Here is a 26098-nt window from a genome sequence, read left to right as displayed (position 1 = left end):
GGGCTTGAGGCCACTGGCCGCGAACTGGACAGCGTATTTACCAAAAACGGCATTACGCGCATCGCCGCCATGGGCATGCCGCTTGACCCGAACCAGCATCAGGCAATGGTTGAAATCCCAAGCGCCGACGCCGCACCTGGCACAATTATCGCCGAAATGCAGGCGGGTTACATGATCAAGGACCGTTTGCTGCGGCCTGCTTTGGTTGGGGTTGCAAAGGCAGTCGAATAAGCTGGCTGTCGCAGGCATGACGTCTGCTTGCGCGGGTAGGGCAAAGTTGTGGGGTAGTCTCAACGCTGCCTCTCCGCTATCCACCCCCACGCATGACCACAGCAGCAGTCTCTTCGGAAGGCCAATCCCCTTGGCGCGATGAACTTCGCGCGACGCTGTTGCTTGCATGGCCGATGATCCTGTCGAACCTGACGATGATGCTGATCGGGGTGACGGACGTCATCCTGTTGGGTTGGCTTGGGCCACGCGAATTGGCGGCGGGTGCGCTGGGGCATAATCTGGCGATTTTCTGTGCGATTTTCTGCATGGGCCTTGTGACCGCGACGGCGCCAATGATGGCTTCGGAAAAGGGCCGGATGGCGCATTCGGTGCGCGACATAAGGCGGACATTTCGGCAGGGGCTTTGGGTCTGCTGTTCGGTCATGGTGCCCATTTGGGCATTTTTGTGGAATACCGAAGCGATATTGGTTGCAACGGGTCAACAACCAGATTTAGCCGCGAATGCCGCTATTTTTGTGCGGGCCTATATGTGGTCTATCCTCCCGTTTCTGGGCTTTTTGGTGCTGCGCAATTTCGTTGCTGCGTTGGAAAAGCCGGTTTGGGCTACCGTCGTTGCGTGTGGCGCTGTGGTTTTGAACGCTGTCGTCAATTACGGCCTCATCCTTGGCCATTATGGTTTGCCGCAGCTCGGCCTGATGGGGGCAGGCATTGGCAGCACGATAACCAATGTTGTTCAATTTGCTGTCATGGCGCTTGTCGTCAGCTTTCATCCAAAATTCCGGCGCTATCATCTGTTTGGCCGCTTTTGGCGTCCGGACTGGCCGCGCTTTCGACAGATTTGGCGGCTCGGTCTGCCAATTGGCGTGACCATGGGTTTCGAAGGCGGCGTGTTTGCGGTTGCGATTTTGCTGATGGGGTTGATTAACGAAGCATCGGTTGCTGCCCATGCCGTTGCTATCCAGATTGCCTCGCTTACCTTCATGGTGCCGATGGGACTTGGGCAGGCGGCAACGGTGCGGGTGGGGCTTGCTTTTGGCCGCAACGACGCTGACGGCATAACAAAAGCGGGTTGGACTGCGTTCGTCTTGGGCACCGGCTTTATGGCGGCCATGGCTCTGGGGATTTACAGCTTTTCAGAGGCTTTAATCGGCATTTTCGTGACGCCGGTTGACGCCGAAACGACGCAGGTGTTCAACCTTGCCGTCAGCTTCCTCATGGTCGCGGCTATTTTCCAGATCGTCGACGGGGCGCAGGTTGTAGGCGCTGGCATGTTGCGCGGTTTACACGACACCAAGGTGCCGATGTATTTTGCCGCCTTTGGTTATTGGGTGGTTGGCATTGGCGTTGGCGGCTGGCTTGCATTTCGCGGCGGTTGGGACGGTGTCGGTGTGTGGACTGGCCTTGCGACAGGGCTTGCAGTTGTGTCCGTCCTGATGCTGGTTCGTTGGTCGATGCGTGCACGGCTGGGTCTATTGCCGTTACAAAATTAGCACGCCGTCATCCTGAAATAGGTTTAGGATGGCTAAGCTATATCAGCCATCGATTGCTTTTTTCTCGTCTGGGTCGCTGCCATCTATTTCCTGCACGCGTGCTTTCACCAAAATGCGTTCATTGTTCGAAAATAGAAACTCGGTTTCAATTTCACCCAATTTGCGCGGAATAGTATTCACGCCCCACATCATCACATGCTTGCCGCCTTTTTTGAAGGCAACTTTTTCTCCGGCGGGGATTAAGACGCGGTCCATGGGTGCCATGGATACGGCCCCTGTTTTTGCGTCCACCGTGACATCATGCATTTCCACACGAATGGCCGAGGGCGAGCTGACGCGCAGCAATTGTGCATCTTCGGGGCCGCCATAAACGCTGAAATGCAACGCGGAGGGATTGTTGTCGACTGGCGATAGGGTCAGCACAGCCTCTTTCACTTTCAACTGTGGTGTTGGACCGCAGGAAGTCAGCAGCAAAGCCGCCGCAGCCGTAACTAAGGTGAATATCTGTCGGTTCATAATATACCCATCTTGTTGGTAGGATCGTCCAGCGCCAGGACGCTCCGATACAGTATTTCCACTTACTTTTTACCTATCTAGGCGTGCCGAAGTCTTGTGCCAAGAGAATTGGCACCTATATCGCCGCTACAACGTCACGATACAAGATACGTCGGTGCCTGATAGGGCCGGCGCGTGACGGGGCAGATTATAGTTCAATTTTAAAATTTCGGGGTAAAGTTTTTATGGCTAAAGTTATTGGTATCGACTTGGGCACGACAAACAGCTGCGTTGCGGTCATGGACGGCGGCAAGCCCAAGGTCATCGAAAATGCAGAAGGCGCGCGTACGACGCCATCCATTGTGGCCTTTGCCAAGGATGGCGAGCGTCTGATCGGACAGCCAGCCAAGCGTCAGGCTGTCACCAATCCAGAAAGCACAATTTACGCAGTGAAGCGCCTGATCGGCCGCCGCTTTGATGATCCCATGACCAAAAAGGACATGGGCCTCGTCCCTTATAGCATCGTCAAGGGTAAGACCGGCGATGCATGGGTTAAGGCCGGCGGCGAAGATTATTCGCCATCGCAAATTTCGGCATTCATTCTGCAGAAGATGAAGGAAACAGCGGAAGCCTATCTGGGCGAAACCGTCACGCAAGCGGTTATCACCGTTCCAGCCTATTTCAACGATGCCCAGCGTCAGGCCACTAAGGATGCTGGCCTCATTGCAGGGCTTGAAGTGCTGCGTATCATAAACGAGCCGACGGCTGCTGCGCTTGCGTACGGCATGGATAAGGACGAAAACAAAACCATCGCGGTCTATGACCTTGGCGGCGGTACGTTTGACATCTCGATCCTTGAAGTTGGCGACGGCGTGTTCGAAGTCAAATCGACCAATGGCGACACGTTCTTGGGCGGTGAAGATTTTGACAGCGTGCTCGTCGAGCATCTGGCGGCCGATTTCAACAAGGCCGAAGGCATTGACCTGACGAAGGACAAGCTTGCGCTGCAACGTTTGAAGGAAGCGGCTGAAAAGGCGAAGATTGAATTGTCTTCGACGCAGACAACCGAAGTCAACTTGCCGTTCATCACCGCCGATCAAAATGGTCCGAAGCATTTGGTGAAAACCATCACGCGCGCCGACCTTGAAAAGCTGGTTGATGATTTGATCAAGCGTACGCTTGAGCCTTGCAAAAAGGCGTTGGCCGATGCGGGCATCAAGGCAGATGGCATTGATGAAGTCGTGATGGTCGGCGGTATGACTCGCATGCCAAAGGTGCGCGATGTCGTGAAGAGTTTCTTCGGTAAAGAACCGCACACCGGTGTGAACCCAGACGAAGTCGTTGCAATGGGCGCCGCCATTCAGGCGGGCGTGTTGCAGGGCGACGTTAAGGACGTGCTTTTGCTCGACGTGACGCCATTGTCGCTGGGTATCGAAACGCTCGGCGGCGTGTTTACGCGCATGATCGACCGCAACACGACGATCCCGACGAAGAAGAGCCAAGTATATTCGACCGCAGAAGACAATCAGAATGCTGTCACCATCCGCGTGTTCCAAGGCGAGCGCGAAATGGCGGCGGATAACAAGCTGCTTGGTAATTTCGACCTTGTTGGCATTCCGCCAGCACCGCGCGGCGTGCCGCAGGTTGAAGTGACCTTTGACATCGACGCCAACGGCCTTGTCAGCGTGACAGCAAAGGACAAGGGCACGGGTAAGGAACAGCAGATCAAGATCCAAGCATCGGGCGGTCTGTCAGATGCGGATATTGACCAGATGGTCCGCGACGCCGAAGCCTTTGCCGAAGAAGATAAAAAGCGTCGTGAATCGGCAGAAGCCAAGAACAACGCCGAAAGCCTTGTCCACTCCACCGAGAAGCAGCTTGTAGAACATGGCGACAAGATTGACGCCGCGTTGAAGGGCGAAATCGAAGCGGCTGTTGCGGAAACCAAGACGGCCATCGAAGGTGGTGATGCAGAAGCGATGAAGGAAAAGGCAACTGCCTTGGCCCAAGTTGCGATGAAGCTTGGTGAAGCGATTTACAAGGAAGAGCAAGCGGCCGGAGCCTCGGCAGAAGCCGCATCGGAAGAAGCGCCAGCAGACGACAATGTCGTTGATGCCGAATTCTCCGAAGTCGAAGACGACAAGAAAGACTGATGTTGAAAATTTCCGGCCGTCGCTCTCGAAACGTAGCGATGGCCGGAAAGTCCGGGGGGTTAGTCAGTCATGAATCTCGACATTGATTATTATGAATTGTTGGAAGTTGAGCGGACAGCGGATGAAAAGACGCTGAAAACCGCCTATCGTCGGATCGCGATGGAATGCCATCCCGACCGCAACCCCGGCTGCGACCAGTCCGAAGCCAAGTTTAAGGCCATCAGCCAAGCCTATGACGTCCTAAAAGATCCGCAAAAGCGCGCAGCCTATGACCGTTTGGGCAAGGCCGCGTTTGAAAATGGCGGCATGGGCGGCGGCGGTCAAGGCGGCGCAGGCTTTGGAGATTTCTCCGACATATTCGAGAGCTTTTTTGGCGATGCCTTTGGTGGGCGCCAGCGTGGACCTGCTCGCGGGGCAGATCTGCGCTACGACCTTGAAGTTTCGCTCGACGAAGCTTTCCATGGCAAAGACGCCGAGATTATCATCGACGTCGCAACGGCGTGCGACACATGTGAAGGCACTGGCGCGACGCCGGGGTCCGGAAAACGCCGCTGCAACTTGTGTGCTGGGCACGGTAAAGTGCGCGCGCAGCAAGGCTTTTTCGTTGTAGAACGTACATGCCCCACCTGTCATGGTCGCGGCGAAGTGATTGAGTCCCTATGCCGCGCATGTGGAGGCGAAGGTCGGCTGGATGAACGCAAAACCATTTCGGTTAATATCCCCCCGGGCGTTGACGAGGGGACGCGCATTCGCGTTGCCGGCAAAGGCGAGGCTGGACCTTATGGTGCCGCCGCGGGTGATCTATACATCTTCATCCATTTGTCCCGGCACAAGGTGTTTGAGCGCGACGGCACGACATTGTTCTGCCGTGTGCCCGTAAGCTTCACCACAGCGGCGCTGGGTGGCGAAATTCGTATTCCGGGCGTTGATGGTGCGGAGCATATCATCGTCGTTCCAGAGGGCATCCAGTCGGGCAAGCAGCTGCGCCAGCGCGGGGCAGGTATGCCCGTGTTGCAAGGACGTGGCCGCGGAGACATGGTCATTCAAATCGACGTGGAAACGCCGTCCAAGCTGTCGACCCGTCAAAAGGAAATCCTGCGCGAGTTCCGTGAAACCGAAACGGGTGCAGAATGCCCGCAATCAACTAGCTTTTTTGATAAGCTTAAGGGCATTTGGGACGGCATAGCGCCGTAATCGGATGCAGTAACAGGTCAGACGTGAATCTGAACTACCTCGACCCTAAGCGTATCTATGAGGAGATGGCAAGGCTGACCCCGCCATAACAAATGAGCGCCAGTCTGAGTTCTTTTTCGCGCATATCAAGGGTGTGGCATTCCGGCTGGCCACGCGCAAGCACCGAATAATTGTCTATTATGCCTTGAGTTCTTGATATGTTCTGCTAATTTAGCGGCATGGCAAAAGCAAAGCGCAAATATATCTGTCAGGCATGCGGTTCGGAGTCCAACCGGTGGCAGGGGCAATGCGACGATTGCGGCGAATGGAACACATTGGCTGAAGAGGCCAGCGCCACTGTTTTTGAACTGAAGCATCATCTGCATTCGGGCGGGCGCGCGGTGGAACTGTCCGGGCTGAATTCGGACATCAAACTTCCCGATCGGGCATCAACAGGCATATCCGAATTTGACCGCGCACTCGGTGGCGGCCTTGTGCCGAGTTCAGCAACCCTGTTGGGGGGCGACCCAGGCATTGGTAAATCGACGTTGCTTTTGCAGGCGGCTGCTAATCTCGCGCGGCGTGGGCTTTCCGTTGCATATATTTCTGGCGAAGAGGCGGTTGACCAAGTGCGCTTGCGTGCGCGCAGGCTCGGGCTTGGCGACGCGCCTGTGCAGCTTGCGGCCGCAACTTCGGTGCGCGACATTTTGACGACGATGGCACAGGGCGCTCCGCCGGCATTGTTGGTCATCGATTCCATTCAGACCATGCACAGCGACCTGATTGAAGGCGCGCCCGGCACGGTCAGCCAAGTGCGTGCGTCTGCACAAGAACTTATTCGCTTTGCCAAAGAACGCGGCACGGCGTTGATGCTCGTTGGTCACGTTACAAAGGATGGCACGATTGCCGGACCGCGCGTGCTGGAACATATGGTCGACACGGTATTGTCGTTTGAGGGCGAACGCAGCCATCAATATCGCATCTTACGCGCCTCTAAAAACCGCTTTGGTGGGACCGACGAAATCGGCGTCTTTGCGATGGTTGAAGAGGGCCTGACGGAGGTAGGCAATCCTAGCGCATTGTTCCTGACCGACCGGGCCGAACAGGTTACGGGCGCGACGGTATTTCCGGCATTAGAGGGGACGCGGCCTGTTCTCGTGGAAATTCAGGCGCTGACGGTTCGGCTGTCGAGCGGCGCGACGCCACGCCGCGCCGTCGTGGGCTGGGACAGTGGCCGGCTTGCGATGATCCTCGCGGTGCTTGAGGCGCGTTGCGGGTTGAGCTTTTCAACGGCCGAGGTGTATCTCAACATTGCGGGCGGCTATCGCATTTCCGACCCAGCCGCCGATCTTGCGGTGGCCGCAGCATTGGTTTCTGCCTTGGCCGAACGGCCACTTCCGTCCGACGCGGTTTTGTTCGGCGAAGTTGCTTTGTCCGGGGAAATTCGTCCGGTGACGCATGGTGCCTTACGATTAAAGGAATCTGCTAAGCTTGGCTTCAGCCGCGCCTTAGTCCCGCCGTCGGTAAAAGGTCAGGCGGGTATTTCGACGCAAGAGTTCCGCACGCTTGCCAATCTCGTTGACCATATGCTGGGACGTCCCTAAATCTAATCATATCCCAAGGGGCGGTCAGCGCGTCGCAAAGCAATATGATCGGTTGTCTGTTCGGGCATCGGAATACAAAACGATCCGCAAGCACTAAACATTGCGTTTCAACGAAATGGGCAAGAGGAACAGATGACGGCACTTGATATTATTGTTCTGTTTCTGCTCGGCAGCGGGGCTATATTCGGTTTCTTGCGTGGCTTTGTCCAAGAGGCGCTGTCGATGATCGCCTGGGTGTTGATTATCGCCGCTGTCCGTCTGTTTCACGCCCCCGCGACAGCCGCTCTGACTGAGGCCGTGGGCTCTGGCTCCGGCGCAGCGATGGCAGCTTTTTTGGCGATTGTCATTGTGATTTACGCGCTTGGCAAATGGATTTCGCGTTCGCTTGGCGCGAAGTCGCGCAAGTCTTTGCTTGGTCCTGTCGATCGCATGCTTGGCTTCGGATTTGGCCTGCTCAAGGGGCTGATCATGGCAACGTTGATATTTCTGCTGTTTGTGATGGGCTATGACATGGTTTACGGTGCAGACGAGGGGCGACCGGAGTGGATGACTACTTCGCGGACCTATCCGCTGCTCAACGCCAGCGGAGAGGCCATGTCGGAATTCGCCCGCGAACAAAGCGCTTCACGTGAAGCCGCTCCCACGGCGGCGGACTGATGGACTCGGCGCTCTACAACCGTCACATATTAAGGTTGGCAACGGCTTTGGTCGCCAATCATCGCCTCGATGATCCGCAAGGCACAGCGGAAGTGCGATCGCCTTTGTGTGGCAGCAGGATCCAGGCAGATGTCACTACCGATGCTGGGGGTTGCATATCGCAGCTTGCCTTGCGCGCGAATGCCTGCGCGCTTGGTCAGGCCTCGGCCGCTATCTTACAAGACAATGCGATTGGCTTGGACATAGCCGAGATTTCAGATTTACGCGACGGCATCGCGTCGGCGCTAAAGCGTGTCGGCGAGATGCCAACGCGCTGGCCGGACCTCGCATTGCTTGCTGCAGCGTGCGATTATCCATCGCGCCACGCGGCAATATTGCTGCCTTACCACGCGATACTTGCTGCGGCTAAAACACGGAATGTGCAGACCTGATGGCGGATGCCCCGCACAACCTCGTCGCTGATGTGATGTTGGGCGGGGTCGTGCTGCTGGGTGCTGCACTGATTGCCGTGTTGCTTTTTCGTCGCCTTGGACTGGGCGCTGTGCTTGGTTATCTGGCAGCGGGCATTGCGATTGGTCCTGATGGGCTAGGCCTCATTGGCGCGCCCGAAACGATAATGGCGTATTCCGAAATTGGCATCATCTTGCTTTTGTTTTTGGTTGGACTGGAATTGTCCCCAAGCAGGCTGTGGCTGTTGCGGCGTGATATTTTCCTTTTCGGGCCGCTGCAGGTCATTTTATGCGGGCTTGGTATGTTTGCTGTGGTGCATTTTGCCATGCCAAGCTTTAGCTGGGAAGCGGCCTTGGTCCTTGGCTTGCCTCTCGCATTGTCGTCCACAGCGCAGGTGCTGCCGTTGCTGCAGTCGCGCGGACGCATGAAGACCGATTATGGCGAAAAGAGCTTCTCCATTTTGCTGTTTCAAGACATTTCGATTGTGCCCATGCTCACCATCGTTGCCGCTTTGTCGCGCGCGCCGGCACTGGAGGGCGCCATTGAAGGGTGGACTCTGGCCCTGTACGCTGTGCTCGCAATTGTCGCGCTGGTTCTGGCAGGGCGTTATTTACTGTCGCCATTGTTGCGGCTGGTCGGTAAGATTTCGGAACGGGAATTGTTTATCGTCACTGGCCTGTTCACGGTATGCGTCAGCGCTGCGGTGATGCAGGCGATCGGCGTATCGCCAGCGCTTGGTGCGTTTGTTGCAGGCGTGATGCTCGCGGATTCGCCGTATCGGCATGAGCTTGAGGCGGACATTGATCCGTTCCGTTCAATTTTGCTTGGGCTGTTTTTCCTCGCCGTCGGCATGTTGCTTGATGTCGACGTCATTCTCGCGCAGCCCTTGTTTGTCGCCAGTCTTGCGCTCGGCCTCGTCGCCGTCAAGATAACGGTCATCTTCGCATTGGGCCGGTTTTTTGGCCTGAAGAGCAAGCAGTCCATCATCATGGCTATGCTTTTGAGCCAAGGCGGTGAGTTCGCCTTTGTCTTGTTCACAGCAGCGCAGCAGGCCTTGCTGATCGAGCCAGAGGCTGGAAGCCTATTCGGGGCGGTCGTTACCCTGTCGATGGCGACGACACCTTTCCTGATGATCATTGCGGGTAAGCTTGCCGCACGTTCGGGCAAGGAAGATGTGCAACTTGATGACCCCGCACTGGCATCGCAAGCAAATGTAATCATTGTCGGCCATGGCCGTTTTGGACAACAAGTATCGCAAATTATGCAGGCGGCGGGACGCTCAGTTACGTTGATTGACATAAATCCGCAGACCATTGACCTCAGCAGCGACTTTGGTTTCAAGGTTTTTTATGGCGATGGCACGCGCGTTGACTTGCTTAAGCGTGCGGGGGGAGAAGACGCGCAGGCGATATTCTTCTGCATCGATGATCGTTATGTGACCGCAGAATCGCTGATACCCGTGCGCGAGACATTCCCTCGAACAAAGTTGTTCGTGCGTGCATTTGACCGGGAGCAAGCGCTCAAGCTTATGGAAGATGACGGCATCAGCATCATGCGCGAGGTGTTTGAATCCTCAATCCGCATGTCTGCCGATGCGCTCAAATATTTTGGCACTGATCGCGAGGTTATCCTTGATATCATCTCGGAGTTCCGGCGCCGTGACCGAAGCCGGCTCAAGGCGCAATTTAATAGTGGCGATATGCATGCCGGAACCCGCCACAGTTTTGGTGGCGATGATTCCGATGACTATCTCATTACGCAGGATTAAGCTTCGCTGTCGAGGAACGCGGCAACATCTTCCAAATGAACAACTTTGGACAGGAATGTTTGGCCGATACCGCGTGCGAGCAAGAAGGGAAGGGTGCCCCCGCTCATTTTCTTGTCGTGCCGCATATAGTCGACCAGAGCGGCGCCATTAGCGGTCACGCCGGCCTCCGATAGGCTGGTAGGTAAACCCGCCCGTTTTAGAAGCCCTGTGGCACGCTGTGCATCCTCTGCGGGGCAAAGGCCCAGCCGGACGGAGTAGCGAAACGCCAATGCCATCCCGGCCGCGACCGCTTCGCCATGGAATAGTCTATCTGAAAAGCCTGTGTCAGCTTCCAGCGCATGGCCGAAAGTGTGCCCCAGATTGAGTAAGGCACGCGTGCCCGTCCGTTCGGTCTCGTCCGCAGCGACGATCCGCGCCTTGGACTGCACCGACCGAATGATGGCTTGCGCTCGCACATCGGCATCGCCTGCAAAAAAGCGTTCAAGATGTGCGTCACAATAATCGAAAAACTCTAGGTCATCGATTAAGCCATATTTCACCACCTCGGCAAAACCGGCGGCGAGCTGGCGCGTAGGCAAAGTTGATAACAGGTCTGGATCAATGAGCACCAAGGCGGGCTGATGAAACGCACCAACCATGTTTTTGCCTGCTGGGCTGTTAATCGCGGTTTTGCCGCCGACGCTGCTGTCGACCTGCGCAAGCAAAGTTGTTGGTATCTGGACAAAAGCGCAGCCGCGTTTGACGATATGTGCAGCAAAACCCGTGATGTCGCCGACCACGCCGCCACCAAATGCGACGATATGGTCGCTGCGTTCCACATGCTGTTCAAGCAGCCAATCGGTCAGGCGCTCCAACTGTTCCCAGCTTTTACCCGCTTCGCCTGCCGGAAGTGTGAAAACAGCCGTATCAATTCCCACCGCCGTCAGTGCGGCGTGCAACATCGGCAACACGGCATGCGCGACATTTTCATCGGTCACTATGAGCAAGCGATTGTCGCGGGCAAAGGGCATCAAATGCCTCCCTGCATCCGCCAACAAACCTGCACGCACATGGATGTCATAAGGTGCGTTGGAAAGATCGACGGAAATTACGGTCATGCAGCAAGCGCCTTTAGAATGTTCTCAACCGTCCGCGCATGCGGTGATGTATCGCTGCGAATATGGAAGTTTGCCGCCGCATAAAGCGGGTTTCGAATTTTGCCAAGTTCCGTCAGGACTGTGACGGGGTCCTTGCCTTTTAAAAGCGGGCGGTTGCTTCGCCGCGATACACGGTCGGCCAATATCTGGATATCTGCATCAAGCCAAATTGATGTTGCGCGCTCCAATATCAATGCGCGGGTAAAGTCGTTCACGAACGCGCCCCCGCCAGTCGCAATGACTTTGGGGCTTTCCTCGATCAGCCGCGCAATCACGCGGCGTTCGCCATCGCGGAAATAATCCTCACCATATTTTTCGAATATTTCAGCGATAGACAGGCCCGCGGCCTTTTCAATTTCGTCATCCGCATCGACAAAGTCTGTGCCAAGGCGTGCCGCAAGTCGCTTGCCAATGCTGGTTTTGCCAACACCCATCATTCCGACAAGCACGATTGGCCGGTCGATAATGAACGCGGCGCGTATATCGCCTTTCGGGGTTTGCGGTTCGTGATGTAACGCCATGACCCGACGACCTATATAGTGGCTTGGCTTAAGCCGAAAGCAATTTGGCGTTTTGTTGTTTTCTATAGCAAAAGCGTATTCTTATCGCTGCCTTTTCCTCGCCGTGGGGCGACATTGGATTTTGGTGCATAGTAACTGTTGCCGCTAGGGGCATTGGCTTGCTATTCTCACCGCGTGGTTGCGGCATGCGCAGCCAATGCTATTGGAACTAATAACATTGCAGTTTGCAACTATGGAATCAGGTTCGCATCATTGACTGACAAGATATCAAAAAGCAGCCTTTTGGTTGCGAGTGCTCTTCTTCTGGTCATTTCCTTGCCAGCTTTAGGGCAGCAAGGTCCTGAATCTTTGCTGCCTGAAGGATTTGGCGACCCTGCACCGCCGCCGCCTGCGTCTGCCCGCCGACCGACGCCAGCGGCGCCTGGGACAGTTGCACCAAGCGCAGCGACAACGGTGGGCGACCCTACTGTTGAGGCTGATGCGGAGACAGACGAAGAAACGCCAGTACAGATCGTCCGATATGATGTCCCGCCTTCTGCGCGCCGGTCTTTAAGCAATATTGGCATAATTTCCCAAGCATCTGGCGGCTTTCCCGCGGACTCTTTCGGGTCGCTGAGCGGGCCGTTTCTGATGCAAGTTGTCGAACGTACGTCTGGTCCGATTGCCTCGCGTTGGGGAACCATTATGGCGCGGCGGTTGCTTGCGAGCCGAACCAATACGCCAGATGGGGTAAGCGGTGCCGACTGGACAGCCGAGCGTGCTTGGTTGCTTTTGCGCATGGGGGATTCTGTCGTTGCGCGTAACCTCGTTCAGCAAGTTGATGGTGGAAATTATACAAAGCGGCTGCATGAAGTTGCCATGCAAGCCTATCTTGCCAATGGCGACGTGGCAGGCCTCTGCCCGCTCAGCGAAAGCGGCGTGCGCTTGGTCAATAATGGTAACTGGAAAATGTCGCGGGCCATCTGCGCGTCATTAGCGGGCGAACAAGGCAGTGCGACCGCCTTTATCAATCAGGGCCGTTATCAGGGCTGGGTCCGCGGCGTTGACTATTTTTTGGCGGAAAAAGTCGTTGGCGCGGGCATTAACGGGCGACGGTCGGTCAAGATTGAATGGGACAATGTCGAGGGCATGAACCTATGGCGCTTTGGTCTATCCGCTGCTGTCGGTTTGGAACCGCCCGAGAGGCTTTTTGACAAAATTGGTCGGCAGGTTGACGGATGGCGCGCACAATTGCCGATGTTCACACCGACGATCCGGGTCAAATATGCCTCTGGTGCTGCTGCTTTAGGTGTATTGTCGAACCGCGATATGGTTGATCTTTATGCGCAAGTGTTTGAAGATTCCGACGCGCCTGATGCTGAGCGGACCAAGGCAGAAAACCTTGGCAATGCCTACACGGCCTCCGGCGCGGATGCGAAGGTTGCGGCTATGACATCCTTATGGTCGGCCGCCGCCGCTGGCGCTGATTATCACGCTGCGCTCGTTATGACCGCGCGGGCTGCGGCGTTGATTGCGCCTGATGCCGACCATAAGTCAGAGGCTGATGGCTTGGTTGCGTCCATGCTCACTGCTGGACTTGATCGGTCCGCCGCGCGCTGGGTAAGCGTCGTACCGGACGGATCGCTCGGTTGGGCACTTATAACTTTGGGCGTGCCTGGGCGGGTTGCGCCAGCGGATTATGGCAATCTCGACGCATTCTACAGCAACGACGAAAGCGTCGAGGGCCATAAATCTGCCCTGCTTTTAGCGGGACTTTCTGGCCTTGGCCGAATTGATGCCGATGCGCGGACCGAATTTGGCGACGACCTCAAGGTGAACATATCGCGGCAGACAGCGTGGTCGAAAGCCATCACTGCAGCGGCCCAGCGCGGCGAAAAGGGAACAGTGGCGTTGATGGCAATCGCCGGAATGCAGGCCGCGTCTTGGTCATCAATTCCTGCTTTCCATCTTTATCATATCGTGCGGGCGTTGCGTCAGGTGGGGCTGGAACCAGAGGCACGGATGATTGCAGCGGAAGCGGTTACTTTTGGCTGATCTTCGGTCCACGGCACATACCGGCCATATATGAGCGCGTCCGATCGTGATCTGATTACTCGGTTTCTGGAAATGCTAGCAGCCGAGCAGGGCGTGGCAAGCAATACGCTTTCTGCATATAAAAGTGACCTTTTGGCTGCATCCCAATTGTTGGATGGAAAGCTGAATCACGCTGGCGCCGACAATCTGGCGGAACTGGCAAGCAACTGGCGAGACCTTGCCAATAGCTCAGTTGCGCGCAAGGTATCGGCACTGCGGCGCTTTTTCGCTTTTTTGCATGAGGAGGGCTTTCGCGCCGACAATCCGTCTGCGGCGTTGCCAAAACCACAACAGGCGCGAACGCTGCCTAAAATTCTTGATATCAACGAAGTGGATAAGTTGTTCGCCGTCATTGCGGACAAGCTTGCACAGCCTCATCCTGCGCCCGCCGACTTCCGCTTGGCGGCTCTTATCGAATTGCTTTATGGATCAGGATTACGCGCAACCGAACTGGCGGCGCTGCCCCGAAATGCTGTCGTGTCGGATCAGCCATTCATTATCGTCAAAGGCAAGGGCGCTAAGGAACGTTTGGTTCCCATCTCTAACCGTGCACGCCAAGCCGTTGGCACTTGGTCGGCCATGATACCTGAAAAGGCACGCTTCCTGTTTCCCTCGCGCGCGAGCCATATCAGCCGCATCCGTCTGTTTCAGATCATAAAGGAACTGGCTTTGCAGGCCGGTTTGGACCCGGCAAAGGTTAGTCCGCATGTCCTTCGGCATGCCTTTGCCACGCATTTGTTGGCAGGTGGCGCAAACCTGCGGGCGTTACAGTCCATGCTGGGCCATGCCGACATCGCCACAACACAGATTTATACGCATGTGGACAGCAGCCGGCTGGTCGAACTGGTCAATCGGCGGCATCCTTTGGCAACGCGCACATTGACCCGTCGCGCCGCAGGCTCTAACCGGCAGGCATGATGGTATTTCTTGACTTCGAAAAGCCTGTCGCTGCTTTGGAAGCGCGCATCTTGGAACTCCAAGCCGCTGCGCAAGAAAGCGACGTCGATGCGGACGCAGAAATCGCAAAATTACGTGGCAAGGCGGATAAGCAACTCGCCGACACTTATGCAAATCTGACCGCATGGCAGAAAACGCAAGTTGCGCGCCATCCGGAAAGGCCCCATTTCAAGTATTATATCGCGTCCATGTTCGAAGATTTCATGCCGCTGGCCGGGGATCGCGCCTTTGGCGATGACCAAGCGATCATCGGCGGGCTTGCGCGATTACATGGTCGCCGGGTCATGGTCATTGGCCATGAGAAAGGCGACGACACGCAAAGCCGGCTGCGCCATAATTTTGGCATGGGAAAGCCAGAGGGCTATCGTAAAGCTATCCGCTTAATGGAGCTTGCGGATCGCTTTGCTATTCCCGTCGTAAGCTTGGTGGACACGTCAGGCGCGTTTCCCGGAATTCAGGCCGAAGAACGCGGGCAGGCCGAAGCGATTGCCCGTTCTACCGAAGCATGCTTGGCACTTGGCGTACCCATGATCGCCTGCATTGTGGGCGAGGGCGGATCCGGCGGCGCAGTTGCCTTGGCGGCCGCAGACCGGATTCTTATGTTTCAATATGCCGTTTATTCGGTGATCTCACCCGAAGGCTGTGCATCGATTTTGTGGCGTACAGGCGACAAGGCGGCTGATGCAGCGCAGGCGATGAAAATGACTGCAGATGATCTCAAATCGCTGCGCATCATTGATCGCATTGTTAAGGAGCCAGTCGGCGGTGCACATCGCGACCACGCGCTGGCAGCAGCGACGCTGGCATCCGCCATCCACGAGGAATTGGAGGCATTATCTGCTTTCTCCGCAAAGGAATTGGTGCAGCAACGCAGGGCAAAATTTTTAGCCATGGGCGCTTGAAAGTTTTCGGCTATCCTTCGGTAAAGCCTCAGTGTGTTTGAACCCTTGCAACACAATATGCTAATCACCATTCTCCTTGTTTAAGGGGTATATTTATGCGTTTTTCCAAGACGTTTTTGGTTGGTAGCGTCGCGATATTGGCACTGGCGAATTCCGGCTCCAATATTCCCGTTATGGCCAAACCAAGCACTAAGGCTGCGCCTGCTCCAAAGCCATTCAGCCCCAAAGAAAAGGCGGAAGGCGCCAAATATAACACCGAAATCATAAAGGAATTTGGCGGGCCGATGCAAAGTCCGCAAACGGAATATGTTGTGCGCGTCGGGAAAAATATCGCGATGCAGTCGGGGCTGGGCAATGCGCAGAGCGATTTTAATGTGACGTTGCTCAATTCGTCCGTGAACAACGCCTTCGCCTTGCCCGGTGGCTTTGTCTACATCACCCGCCAGCTTGTCGCCCTGTGCAACAGCGAGGCCGAAATGGCGGGGGTTCTGGGGCATGAGGTCGGGCATACCGCCGCACGGCATAGCGAGAAACGCAAAAGCAATGCGACGCTTGCTGGCCTGTTGGGCATGGGTGGGAGCATATTGGGTTCAGTGCTTGGCAACTCCGGCGGATTGCTGGGGGCGATTGGTGGCGGATTGCAACAATATGCAGGGCCGCTGGCGCAAGTGTTCAGCTTGAAATATTCTCGTACGCAGGAAGAGGAAGCGGATGATTACGGCATCCTTTACCTCAGCAAGGCCGGCTATGATCCAAGCGCGCTGGCGTCTATGCTCAACTCGCTCGCCTTGCAGACGGTCGTAGACTCACGGATTGCCGGTTTGGCCGACGGCCAAATTCCGGAATGGGCAAGCACGCACCCTGATCCTGCGCGGCGTGTTGTGCGGGCAGAAACGCGGTCCAAGGCTTACCCTGTGAGCACATTTCGTAATGCGGACGCTCATCTGGCCGCGATTGACGGCATGTTGTATGGCGATGACCCCGCGCAAGGCGTGATCGAAGGGCAGGAATTCCTGCATCCGCAGCTTAAAATGCAATTCACAGCGCCCAATGGCTTCGGCATTCAGAATGGCAGCGACGCCGTTTCCATCAACGGAAATAGCGGAAAAGCCATTTTTACCGCAGCGGCATTTGACGGCAACCGCCAAAGCTACATTTCCAAGGCGTTGAAGGCGGTATCGGGTGAGAATACGACCATTCCGGTTGGAGATATTCGCCGGACGACGGTGAATGACATTCCCGCATTTTATAGCGAGGCGGTGGTCAACACCCAACAGGGACAGCGCGTAGTGCGCGTATTTGCCTATGAATGGGCGCCAGGGACGGCCTATCATTTCGTGACGATAACGGCCACCAATGCAAACCCATTTGACCAGATGTTTTCCAGCATGTCGCGCTTGAACAGTGCGCAGGCGGCTGTAATAAAGCCACGCAAGCTGCGCGTTGTTTTGACGGGGCCGCGCGATACCTTAGCATCGCTTGCCGGACGCATGGCATATACGTCGCTGCAGACCGAGCGCTTTTTGGCGTTGAATGGCTTGCCATCCAACGCAACAATCCGGGCAGGTCAAAAGCTGAAAATCGTTACATATTAAAACGAAACCAGCGAAGACCTCTGGCTTCTTTACCAAGGGTTCCAGCCAACACCTGAATGCCGCAGCAACTTGCCATAAAAAAGGACGGAAACCGAAGTCTCCGTCCTGATGTTCTTGAAAAACTAAAGAGTTGATCCACAGATTTTTTACACGCCCCTTATTATTTAAGGTTGCCGACTATGTTATTGAATCTCTCCCCCAGATTCGTGCCGAGGCTGCTCATTCCAGCGATTACGGCAACATCAATTAAGGCGGCGATCAGGCCGTATTCGATTGCGGTCGCGCCGTCTTCGTTTTTGAAGATTTTCGTGATCATTTTCATATTTGGTCTCCAGTTTGTTTTTTCCTACGCCGGGGCGGTTTTGTCAAAAATATCCACCCAGGGAACGATAATTCAGTAATGTTTACTATTTGGTTAAGTTGATAGTTAACGCGTCTTTCTAAATGTATTCGAAACGTTAATCCAAATTCCATTATTACTCTCGGCAAGGTTGCGCAGAGAGGAATTCATCGCAATAAAGAGTAATGCAACGCTCAAACCATATCCTACTGCTGTCGTACCGCGGTCGCACTTTGCAATGCGAAAAACGAGTTTCTACAAGTTTGGCCCTACTTTATTGCTTGGTTGCGACCGCGGCCAAAATCCCACATATGGGTTAACAAAGCCTTTCAGCACGATGAGAATATGGAAAAAAATCCGACAATATTGTTCGTGGTTGCCGCGGCCTTAACCGACGAGAAGGGTCAAATTCTGCTTCAAAAGCGTCCTGAGGGAGCGCAAATGAGCGGGTTATGGGAGTTCCCTGGCGGCAAGGTCGACAATGGCGAATCCCCCGAAGTTGCGCTCATCCGAGAGCTGGATGAGGAGCTGGGCATCATTGTAGCAGCGCAGGATCTTGTGCCGGAGACATTTGCAAGTGCGCTATTGGGTGATCGAAACCTTGTGCTTCTGCTGTATCGTTGTGCCCATTGGGCCGGTACCCCAAAACCGATTTACGCAACCGATATTCAATGGCTTCTGCCGCAGGACATGGCTGCCTTGCCTATGCCACCTGCAGATTATCCTTTAGTACAAAAGCTTCAGTCGCTTTAAATTTTGCGGTCCTTTGATAAGACGTCAGCGAGAGAAACTTGCGCGCTTCCTCTTTTGGCGGGGCGAGGTTGGTTCTCCGACGGTGCCCATCCGCTTAGGTGCACATGCGCATAGCATTCGGCAACCTTGCTGTGTTCGTCTGCGCGCCTTGCGAAGATTGCATCTAGTCGGCCGGCGATGTCCTTCCCCAAAAAGGGTCGCGGTCCCGAAAGGGCGTTGCCAATCCCCGCGTCGCGAATGTCAGAGATGATTGCGCGCCAGTCGGCATAGCGGACTAAAGAATTGTCTTGGTCTGCAACTGGCAAGTTGAACCCCGCACGGACAAGCAGGTCGGCCGCACTGCGCAAATCAATCTGTGGATGAATATGCGCCGCCACGCGTTCGGCATCGGATTCCAGAAACATCGATTTCAGCGTGCTTAATGTTCCAGCGCCAAACATATGACCCAGAAACAAACCGTCAGGTCGCAAGATACGGCGTATCTGAATAAGAGCGCCGGGAAGATCATTGACGCTGTCGAGTGTGCCGGCGGAGATCACAAGGTCAAAGCTCCCCTGCGCGAATGGCAGGCGGTCCTCGTCCAGCACGATAACGCGATCTTCCCCTGTTCTGTCTTCGCGCAGCGTCGCCAGCGTATAGCGAACGTTCGGCGGCAGGATGTCTGCCTGCCATCGCGCGATTGGACCGATGATCAGCGCATGTTCAAATATACGCGTTACGGCGGAAAGCCGCTCGGCGAGATCTTGCGCAATATGGTTCCACAGAAACATGTCGCCTGTCCGCTGGAGCGCGCGTTCCCGCAAGCTCCGGCGACGGCGGCGGTCAAAAATCTCTGGGGGAGCCACATCTTCATGCATTTGAGCCTTGTGAAGCGCGATGCTTTGTCCGACAAGTCTGATATGGCATGGGGAAGCGACATTTTCCATATAATGTTGAATTGGGTCTTGCCTGAACGCTGTCCCTGTTGCGGCGCAATCACCCCAGCGGGTGGACCCTTTTGCGTCTCTTGCTGGCAAAATTTGGAATTTCTGGGGCCGCCTTGGTGCCGCGGATGCGCAGCGCCTTTCGAATTTGACCGTGGCGACGATGCTTATTGCGCGTCATGTATCGCCCACCCACCCCGGCATGACGGCATCCGCGCGGCCGTGAAATATGATGATGTATCGGCGCGAGTTGTGCTTCGGCTGAAATATGGCGGAAAAATTGGTTTGGCCCGCGTCATCGCACGGCAACTGGTTAGGCATTTGCCTCATGGTCATGCCGATTTGATCATCACCCCAGTCCCGTTGCACTGGACCCGGATGTGGTCGCGTACCTTCAACCAATCCGCCCTTATTGGCCAAGAGCTGGCCGCATTAAGCGGCATCCCCTTTGTTCCCGACATATTGGTCAGGCATAAACGTACGCCAACTATGCGCGGCCTTGGTGTCCGGCGCCTTTGCCGTGAACCCTAAATGGCAGGGCAGGGTAAAGGGGCTCCGCCTCATCCTGATTGATGATGTGTTCACTACGGGCGCGACCAGCGTGTGTCAGTATTAAAACGCAGCGGCGCAAGCTGGGTGCAGATTTTTTGTTGGGCCCGTGCTTTGCGCGGCACTAACCATCAGCCCGCCTCCATATCGCGCGACGCTTGACTTGGGTGCCGTTGCACACCATCTCTGAGCTATGACCGCAACTGTTGAAATTTACACCAAATTCGCATGCCCTTATTGCGTCCGTGCCAAGCATCTTTTGGATAGCAAAGGTGTCAAATATACCGAATATGATGTGACAATGGGTGGCGCCAAGCGCGCGGAGATGGTTGCGCGCGCGCCGGGCGCCCGGACGGTGCCACAGGTTTTCATCAACGACGTCGCAATGGGCGGATCGGACGACCTGCGTGCTCTGGATTCCCAAGGAAAGCTTGATCAATTGCTTGGAGTCGGCTGCGCGCAATGATCGCATTCGACTTGAACTGCGGTAACGGACACCCGTTCGAGGGCTGGTTCTCGTCCTTTGCCGATTTTGATGCGCAAATGGCCAGCGGCATGCTTGCGTGCCCGCTGTGCGCCGATGTACATATTCATAAGGCGCTTTCTGTGCCCAACGTGCCGCGAAAGGGCAATCAGCGCGCGATGCTTCCGCCCGCAGTTGCGGTGCCACAGGCCGATGCGACAGGCCCAACACCTGCCGCTGCGGAAGGCCCGTCCCCAGCATTGGTTGAACTGGTGCAAAAACTTGCGCGCGCACAAACCGAAATGCTGGATAAATCGCAGTGGGTGGGCGGCAACTTTGCTGAGACCGCCCGTGCAATCCATTATGGCGAAGAGCCGGACCGCCTTATTCACGGTGAAACAAGCACCGGCGAGGCAAAGGCCTTAGCCGCTGAAGGCATTGGCGTAGCGCCTTTATTATTTCCGGTCGTCCCGCCATCTGCTAAAAATTGACCACGGGAATGTGGGCAGCTATGGTTACCACAAGGCACCCATAGCTCAGGAGGATAGAGCATCAGATTCCTAATCTGGGGGCCACTGGTTCGAATCCAGTTGGGTGCACCATTTAAGTGCCAAATCACTAACAGGGATTTTCCCGGTTAGTGCGGTACTGATAGCCTTCTCTAGGCTCGACTTTTCTCCGATAATGCCGATGTTCTCATCACCCACTTCAATGCGGGATATGACGGTGCGCAGGTAAGCTTTGCGGGCGTGGATATCGCCTGTGTCGAGCTTGTCGCGCATGAGGGTTGAGAACGCGGCTGATCGGCTTCGCGTTCACCGCAGCTACATCTATAAACTAATCAATACTGGCGTCCTGCCTCACCCAATAAAGCTGGAGCGTGCGGCCCGCTTCAAGGCAAGTGACTTGGATGAAGCCATAGGTGCTCTTTCAAACGAATACGCTAAATAACAAAACCGCACTGGATTAGCAGCGTGGGTCGAACGGCTCGTCGCCGAAGTTCGGTTAACTTTCACAAGTGAACGCTTTTGTTGTCACACTATCTATTTTGCGATACCGTATCATTCAATTGTGAGGCTGGTGTTTCGCTCTCACTAGCGATCGATGACCGAAGGATTATGTGTGCCTGATTTTCATCCCCCTTGGTTCGATCCTGCCCCGCCTTCGGCTGAGGACTGCGTCTTTCCGAGGTTAATCAATCGCAATGCCGAGACGGCACCAAACGAAGTATTTATCCGCTTTGAAACAGGCGAGTTCTGGAATTGGGCGGAGACGCAAGAAAAGTCGGTGGCTACGGCAGCGGCATTGCAAGAAAGAGGGGTGCTGCAAGGAGACATCGTTGCAGCTTGGGCTCCCAATTCACCCGCATTGGTTCGCGCATGGTTTGGCGCCAATTATATCGGCGCCACACTGGCGCCGATAAACACCAGTTTTCGCGGTCGGCTCGTCGAACATGCGCTAGCCAAAACTGGAGCCAAAATTCTCATCATTCATCCGGATCTGGTTTCGCGGTTGGATGGACTTTCGCTTGGCGGGATCGAACGGATAATTCTTTCAGGCCCGACGGGCGAGGATGTTGCATCTGTACTCCCTGTCCCAGTTGAAAATTTCGATGCCTTGATTGGCAATTCTGAAGTCGTCGAATTGGCTCATGTTGAACCATGGGATAGTCCGGTGATTATCTTCACATCAGGAACTACCGGCCCGTCAAAGGCAGTGGAAACGTCCTATGTGCAGCAGTGGACGACGGCTCGGGTTACATACGGCTATATGACTGCATCTGATCGAATACTCGTCAACCTGCCAATGTTTCATGTGGGCGGCATCAGCGCAATAGTGGCCGCATTGGCGTGTGGAGGTTCGGTTGCGTTATTCGAGGCATTTGACACTCGGCGCTTTTGGGATCTTGTTCGTGAAACCGGCTCCACCACCTGTTCCGGATTTATCGGAGCGCTGACAAGTTTCTTACATAAAGAACCTGCTCAGCTCATCGACGCTGATAATCCGCTCCGAATTTGCATGCTCGGGCCGTTGAATGAGGAAGCGGTCGCAGTCGCCGAGCGATTTGACTTCGATTATGTCTCCGGTTTCAATATGACTGAGGTATCGACGCCTCTTGTCACCGAGATAAATGAAACCACCCTACAAAGTTGCGGTAGGCCCCGCACGGGCATAGAATGTAGGATCGTCGACGCCAATGACAGCCCTGTTCCGGTTGGGGATGTTGGCGAATTGATCATCCGCACGGATCAGCCATGGCAGTTTTTCAGCAGCTATCTTGGCGATCCGGAGGCCACTGCCAAGGCTTGGCGAAATGGTTGGTTTCATTCCGGTGATTTGCTAACTTGCGACCATGACGGTCGATATTATTTCGTCGACAGGAAGAAAGATGCGATCCGGAGACGCGGAGAAAATATCTCCTCAATTGAGATTGAAATGGAGGTGTCGCGCCATCCGGACGTCCGCGAGGTCGCCGCTTATGGAGTTGATGTGCCCGGAGGAGATCAAGAGGTTATGATTTGCGTGGTCCCTAATCCAGGGGTCGAGCTTGATCCCAAAACACTTATAGAGTTCTTGATACCACGTATGGCACACTTCATGGTCCCTCGATACGTTCGCGTAGAACAAGAACTGCCCAAGACCCCGACGAACAAAATTCAAAAGACAGAACTGTGCAGGGAGGGCGTTACAGAAAACAGTTGGGATCGTGAAGCCGCAGGCATTCGATTAAAACGCGAAAAACTTACCGCTTACTGATCGAGCAAGCAATTTTATGTTTCATTCATCCGCCGGTCTCATATATATAAATATAGCAATTGGGACTGCGCGTATTCATTTTATTCGATAAGAGTAGGAAGCGATATGATCGACACAGAACAGACGACAGAAACTCTCATTCAACGAGTTCACCGCTTGCAGCAGGTGATGGCCGCTCGGGACGTAAGCGCATCTTTGGAGTTCTTTGCCCCGAACGTAGAATACCATTATCATTTTGGAACTCGCCCCCTGATAGGAATTGAGTGGGTTGAGAAGTTCCTCAAGAAATATTGGGCGAACCATACCGACGTCACTTGGGTTATCAATAGCTGGGCAGAGAATGACGGCCGCCTCTTCAGCGAGGGTGAAGAGCGATATGTAAACGCAGATGGTCATCAGGTCATCCATCCATATATGGGTGTAATTGAATTTACTGACGGCTTGATCACAGGCTGGAGGGACTACTTCCAAATGGCAGACCCCAACGCAGGCAAATAAATATTCTGTGCAGACATTTTGTCCATTGAACGCTGACGGAAGACAATTGGCGCTGGTATCACCGCTAGCTTGCCGCATAATATCAACCCAACAGATTAACCCAAGCGCTCTCCTGTTTTAAACTACAAAAAGTCTCAAATTATCTTGCGACGGACCGAGTAATAAAGGCCTAATGCAGGTTACTCCAAGAGCTTCCATTGTAGAATATGGTGTCGGCTATCTCCATTTTTCATTCTTTCCTTGGCGGAAAGGGTGAGGTCGCATAAGCCGTTGAAGGTCGCCAATCGGCGTTGATCCGTCCCCGTCATATCGGGATTAAGTGACATGGTGACGGCATGCACAATTTCATTCTCTTCAATCCGCCATTTACCAGCGTAGTGAAAATAGCTGTCAAACGCTGCGGCTTTTTGCTCGTCGGTCGCATTGCGTGCATTGGCGAGACCAAAAACAGGCCGCGACGGCTTGGCGATGCTGGCAGTCATTGTGCCGTCGGCAGCATATATGATGAAACCATGCGCGCCTTGTCCGAAGGGCCGTGTTACCTGGCCATCGTGGTATTCAATCCGCCAATCAATCAGTTGCCACGCACCGATAAAATTTTCACGCTTATGCGCCATTTTTTTCGCCTGTTCTTGGGGCAGGACGGCGGTGCTGCACTATACGGAAACGATTGGCAACGAAGGCGAGATCCGTAAGGCAGGCGTTACCCGCGGGGTTGAGGCCGGTGACATGATAATCGCTATATGCCGCAGCAAAATTGGCCCACATTCCGCCATGCAAATTGACGGACAGATTCATGCCACTTCTCGTATAGTTATCGAGCGCGGCATCAATAAATGCTTCGTCGGTTGAATAAAGATACGACGAAATGGCGCCATGCTCCCGTGCCAAAAAACAGGCTTCGTCAACTGCAGTGGCTCCATCGCGAGCTGCGATGACGAAAAGCACTGGTCCAAAATGCTCCTTTGCATAGAGGGCAGCATTACCGCTCGGCAGCGAAACCACCAGCGGCGTCATGGTACGTGCCTGAGGATAATCAGGGTGGTTATAGGGCAAAGCTTGCCTTAAAATCCGTGCGCCATCGGCTTCGGCAGCACAGTCTGTTAGATGATCAATGATGTCACAGCTTTGCTCGACCTGCACCGCACCCATGATGCCCGCAGCAATGAGCGGGTCATTTGCTATTCTATCAATAGCCGCCACCAATGCAGATGCGACATCATCGAAGGATTTATGGCCGCTAGCTGTGTGAATGCCAGCGACAGATACATAGACATTTTGCGGACTGGTGCACATTTGTGCCGAAAAAAGACAGGTTGCTCGGGCGATAGCCGTCGCCGTCTCCTCAAGATCCTCACAGCTTTCAAGTACCACGGAGTTAATACCTGCAGTCTCGGTGAAAAGTTGCTTGCCGGTCACGGTGCGCTCGAGATGTCCGCCATAACGCGGGCTGCCGGTGAAATCGATAATCTGCACTGCCGGGTCGTCGATGAAGCGCTGCGCGACGGGCGCATCGATCGTGTCGACAGCCAACGTGATGAGGTTTGGATCGCAGCCATAGTCCGCCAGCACCTTACGGCATTCGCGCACAGCAATCGCTATGGGTAGGATGGCAATAGGATGTGGTTTGACGATCACTGGATTGCCAGTCGCAAGGCTGGCGAACATCGCCGGATAGGCATTCCATGTGGGAAAAGACGCGCAGCAAATGACCAAGCCGATTCCACGCGGGACGAGCGTGTACGTCTTTTCGAGCGATACATCTTCCTTGCCAAAGGTTCGATCCCAGCGCGCATTGGGTGCAACGGCCCGCATCGCTTTTGCGGCATAGGCCAGCGCCTCGATCCCACGGTCGAGCGCATTGGGACCACTCCCACTGAATGCTTGCGTATAGCTTTGCCCGGCGACATGCATCACGCTATGCGCCATTTGAAAGTTGTGATCATAGAGCCTGAGTGCCATTTCAAGGCAAAGCGCAACGCGCACTTCCTGGTCGACTTTGCGCCAACAGGTCATGGCGTGGGTAGCGGCCAAAATCAGCTCCGCAGGTTCGCTTACGGGGTAATCTATACCGAGATGTTTGCGCGTGAAGGGGGAAACTTCCTGCCCGCTACGTCCCGCTATGCCCGGTTGGTCCAGTTCAAACGGCTTGCCCAGCTGTGCCTCGAACGCAGCCTTCCCCTCTTCAGCCTTTCCCGGTGCATGAAACTTGCCGCTGGGGGAATCGCGAAAGGGACTCCAGCTGCGGCGGGTCTCAACCGCTTCAATCGCGGTGGCGAGTAATTCTGCATGGCGCTCGGCAAGATTTGAAAGTGTTTCGGTCATGCAGGCTCTTTAATTTAGGCGTTCAACGATCATCGCGGCACCTACGCCCGTCGCACCGGTGGTAACGATCAGGCCAAGCGAGGCTTTGGCTGCGTCCAGTGTATCGAGCAGGGTCGAGGTCAGGATCGCGCCCGACGCGCCCATTGGGTGCCCCTTGGCCAGATGCCCGCCAGCCACATTGACCCGCTCGGGATGCGGTTCCCGGTCCCGCAGGAATTTGGCAATGGTAACGGCAAATGCCTCCATGAATTCGATGCGGTCGATTTGGTCGAGCGATAGGCCTGC

At 55.0% G+C, this 26098-nt stretch carries 26 protein-coding genes, 1 tRNA gene and 1 pseudogene; 20 read left to right on the top strand and 8 right to left on the bottom strand.

What is annotated here, in order from left to right; translation table 11 throughout:
- Positions 1–231: nucleotide exchange factor GrpE (locus QE270_RS09955; RefSeq protein ID WP_300038842.1), on the top strand; the 231-nt coding region annotated here is incomplete at its 5' end.
- Between the two features lie 92 nt (positions 232–323).
- The gene (locus QE270_RS09950) at positions 324–1721 is read left to right on the top strand and encodes an MATE family efflux transporter (protein ID WP_300038839.1); all 1398 of its coding nucleotides are present in this window, start codon (positions 324–326) and stop codon (positions 1719–1721) included.
- Between the two features lie 42 nt (positions 1722–1763).
- Here QE270_RS09950 and QE270_RS09945 read toward each other — a convergent pair whose 3' ends face one another.
- Positions 1764–2237: a copper chaperone PCu(A)C gene (locus tag QE270_RS09945; protein ID WP_300038836.1), complete on the bottom strand. Its 474-nt coding sequence runs from the start codon at positions 2235–2237 to the stop codon at positions 1764–1766.
- Between the two features lie 224 nt (positions 2238–2461).
- On the opposite strand from QE270_RS09945, the gene dnaK reads away from it, so the two are divergent.
- The 6 genes from dnaK (at position 2462) to QE270_RS09915 (ending at position 10021) form a co-directional block, all read left to right on the top strand.
- Positions 2462–4369 carry a molecular chaperone DnaK gene (gene dnaK, locus QE270_RS09940; RefSeq protein ID WP_300038833.1) on the top strand — a complete coding sequence of 636 codons (1908 nt, stop codon included), beginning with the start codon at positions 2462–2464 and terminating at the stop codon, positions 4367–4369.
- A 69-nt stretch (positions 4370–4438) separates the two neighbouring features.
- Positions 4439–5563 carry a molecular chaperone DnaJ gene (dnaJ, locus tag QE270_RS09935; RefSeq protein ID WP_300038830.1) on the top strand — a complete coding sequence of 375 codons (1125 nt, stop codon included), beginning with the start codon at positions 4439–4441 and terminating at the stop codon, positions 5561–5563.
- 218 nt (positions 5564–5781) lie between these two features.
- Positions 5782–7146 (top strand): DNA repair protein RadA, encoded by a 1365-nt coding sequence (gene radA, locus QE270_RS09930; protein WP_300038827.1) that lies wholly within the window; start codon positions 5782–5784, stop codon positions 7144–7146.
- Positions 7147–7278: 132 nt separating this feature from the next.
- The gene (locus QE270_RS09925; RefSeq protein WP_300038825.1) at positions 7279–7803 is read left to right on the top strand and encodes a CvpA family protein; all 525 of its coding nucleotides are present in this window, start codon (positions 7279–7281) and stop codon (positions 7801–7803) included.
- Positions 7803–8234, top strand: a complete 432-nt coding sequence (locus tag QE270_RS09920; RefSeq protein ID WP_300038822.1) for an iron-sulfur cluster assembly scaffold protein — start codon at positions 7803–7805, stop codon at positions 8232–8234. Before QE270_RS09925 ends, QE270_RS09920 begins: the two co-directional genes overlap by 1 nt.
- Complete coding sequence (locus QE270_RS09915) at positions 8234–10021, top strand: monovalent cation:proton antiporter-2 (CPA2) family protein (RefSeq protein ID WP_300038819.1); 1788 nt, start codon at positions 8234–8236, stop codon at positions 10019–10021. Before QE270_RS09920 ends, QE270_RS09915 begins: the two co-directional genes overlap by 1 nt.
- On the opposite strand, the gene aroB is transcribed toward QE270_RS09915, so the two are convergent.
- Positions 10018–11118 carry a 3-dehydroquinate synthase gene (gene aroB / locus QE270_RS09910; protein ID WP_300038816.1) on the bottom strand — a complete coding sequence of 367 codons (1101 nt, stop codon included), beginning with the start codon at positions 11116–11118 and terminating at the stop codon, positions 10018–10020. The genes QE270_RS09915 and aroB overlap by 4 nt on opposite strands.
- The gene (locus tag QE270_RS09905; protein ID WP_300038813.1) at positions 11115–11678 is read right to left on the bottom strand and encodes a shikimate kinase; all 564 of its coding nucleotides are present in this window, start codon (positions 11676–11678) and stop codon (positions 11115–11117) included. The genes aroB and QE270_RS09905 overlap by 4 nt, the downstream gene beginning before the upstream one ends.
- 252 nt (positions 11679–11930) lie before the next feature.
- On the opposite strand from QE270_RS09905, the gene QE270_RS09900 reads away from it, so the two are divergent.
- The 4 genes from QE270_RS09900 to QE270_RS09885 all read left to right on the top strand — a co-directional run bounded on the left by QE270_RS09900 (position 11931) and on the right by QE270_RS09885 (position 17205).
- Positions 11931–13712, top strand: coding sequence for a hypothetical protein (locus QE270_RS09900; protein ID WP_300038810.1), 1782 nt, complete (start codon positions 11931–11933; stop codon positions 13710–13712).
- Positions 13713–13742: 30 nt separating this feature from the next.
- Positions 13743–14669 (top strand): tyrosine recombinase, encoded by a 927-nt coding sequence (locus tag QE270_RS09895; RefSeq protein ID WP_300038807.1) that lies wholly within the window; start codon positions 13743–13745, stop codon positions 14667–14669.
- Complete coding sequence (locus tag QE270_RS09890; protein WP_300038804.1) at positions 14666–15610, top strand: acetyl-CoA carboxylase carboxyltransferase subunit alpha; 945 nt, start codon at positions 14666–14668, stop codon at positions 15608–15610. Before QE270_RS09895 ends, QE270_RS09890 begins: the two co-directional genes overlap by 4 nt.
- A 95-nt stretch (positions 15611–15705) precedes the next feature.
- Positions 15706–17205, top strand: a complete 1500-nt coding sequence (locus QE270_RS09885) for a M48 family metalloprotease (RefSeq protein WP_300038801.1) — start codon at positions 15706–15708, stop codon at positions 17203–17205.
- Between the two features lie 160 nt (positions 17206–17365).
- Here the strand turns inward: QE270_RS09885 and QE270_RS09880 are convergent, their stop codons facing one another.
- A complete protein-coding gene (locus QE270_RS09880; RefSeq protein ID WP_300038798.1) occupies positions 17366–17527 on the bottom strand; it encodes a Flp family type IVb pilin in 162 nt (53 codons plus the stop codon).
- 363 nt (positions 17528–17890) lie between these two features.
- On the opposite strand from QE270_RS09880, the gene QE270_RS09875 reads away from it, so the two are divergent.
- Complete coding sequence (locus tag QE270_RS09875; RefSeq protein ID WP_300038795.1) at positions 17891–18298, top strand: (deoxy)nucleoside triphosphate pyrophosphohydrolase; 408 nt, start codon at positions 17891–17893, stop codon at positions 18296–18298.
- Here QE270_RS09875 and QE270_RS09870 read toward each other — a convergent pair.
- Entirely contained in the window at positions 18295–19068 is a 774-nt protein-coding gene (locus QE270_RS09870; RefSeq protein ID WP_300038792.1) for a methyltransferase domain-containing protein, read from the bottom strand. The genes QE270_RS09875 and QE270_RS09870 overlap by 4 nt on opposite strands.
- Between QE270_RS09870 and QE270_RS09865 the strand changes: the two genes are divergently transcribed.
- From QE270_RS09865 to QE270_RS09840, 7 genes are all read left to right on the top strand, one after another.
- Positions 19051–19752 (top strand): double zinc ribbon domain-containing protein, encoded by a 702-nt coding sequence (locus QE270_RS09865; protein ID WP_366142261.1) that lies wholly within the window; start codon positions 19051–19053, stop codon positions 19750–19752. The two genes, QE270_RS09870 and QE270_RS09865, sit on opposite strands and share 18 nt — an antisense overlap.
- 211 nt (positions 19753–19963) lie before the next feature.
- On the top strand, positions 19964–20236 hold the full coding sequence (gene grxC, locus QE270_RS09860) for a glutaredoxin 3 (RefSeq protein ID WP_300038788.1): 273 nt from the start codon (positions 19964–19966) through the stop codon (positions 20234–20236).
- On the top strand, positions 20233–20724 hold the full coding sequence (locus QE270_RS09855) for a DUF1178 family protein (RefSeq protein ID WP_300038785.1): 492 nt from the start codon (positions 20233–20235) through the stop codon (positions 20722–20724). The genes grxC and QE270_RS09855 overlap by 4 nt, the downstream gene beginning before the upstream one ends.
- Before the next feature lie 34 nt (positions 20725–20758).
- Positions 20759–20835 (top strand) — tRNA-Arg (locus tag QE270_RS09850).
- A 178-nt stretch (positions 20836–21013) separates the two neighbouring features.
- Positions 21014–21184 (top strand): helix-turn-helix domain-containing protein, encoded by a 171-nt coding sequence (locus QE270_RS10765; RefSeq protein ID WP_366142262.1) that lies wholly within the window; start codon positions 21014–21016, stop codon positions 21182–21184.
- Between the two features lie 153 nt (positions 21185–21337).
- Positions 21338–22990, top strand: a complete 1653-nt coding sequence (locus QE270_RS09845; RefSeq protein ID WP_300038782.1) for an AMP-binding protein — start codon at positions 21338–21340, stop codon at positions 22988–22990.
- Positions 22991–23095: 105 nt separating this feature from the next.
- Positions 23096–23488, top strand: coding sequence for a nuclear transport factor 2 family protein (locus QE270_RS09840; protein WP_300038779.1), 393 nt, complete (start codon positions 23096–23098; stop codon positions 23486–23488).
- 179 nt (positions 23489–23667) lie between these two features.
- On the opposite strand, the gene QE270_RS09835 is transcribed toward QE270_RS09840, so the two are convergent.
- The 3 genes and pseudogenes from QE270_RS09835 to QE270_RS09825 form a co-directional block, all read right to left on the bottom strand.
- Positions 23668–24105 carry a lipocalin-like domain-containing protein gene (locus QE270_RS09835; protein ID WP_300038776.1) on the bottom strand — a complete coding sequence of 146 codons (438 nt, stop codon included), beginning with the start codon at positions 24103–24105 and terminating at the stop codon, positions 23668–23670.
- Positions 24095–25813: a phenylacetic acid degradation protein PaaN gene (gene paaN / locus QE270_RS09830; RefSeq protein WP_300038774.1), complete on the bottom strand. Its 1719-nt coding sequence runs from the start codon at positions 25811–25813 to the stop codon at positions 24095–24097. Before paaN ends, QE270_RS09835 begins: the two co-directional genes overlap by 11 nt.
- A 9-nt stretch (positions 25814–25822) precedes the next feature.
- A pseudogene (locus QE270_RS09825) lies at positions 25823–26098 on the bottom strand (acyl-CoA thiolase); the annotation flags it as partial.

Source organism: Sphingorhabdus sp. (genome assembly GCF_029865925.1).
In the GTDB taxonomy this organism is placed as follows: Bacteria; Pseudomonadota; Alphaproteobacteria; order Sphingomonadales; family Sphingomonadaceae; genus Sphingorhabdus_B.
The sequence above is the reverse complement of the archived record's forward strand: the minus strand, read 5'-3'. Positions and strand labels throughout refer to the sequence as shown.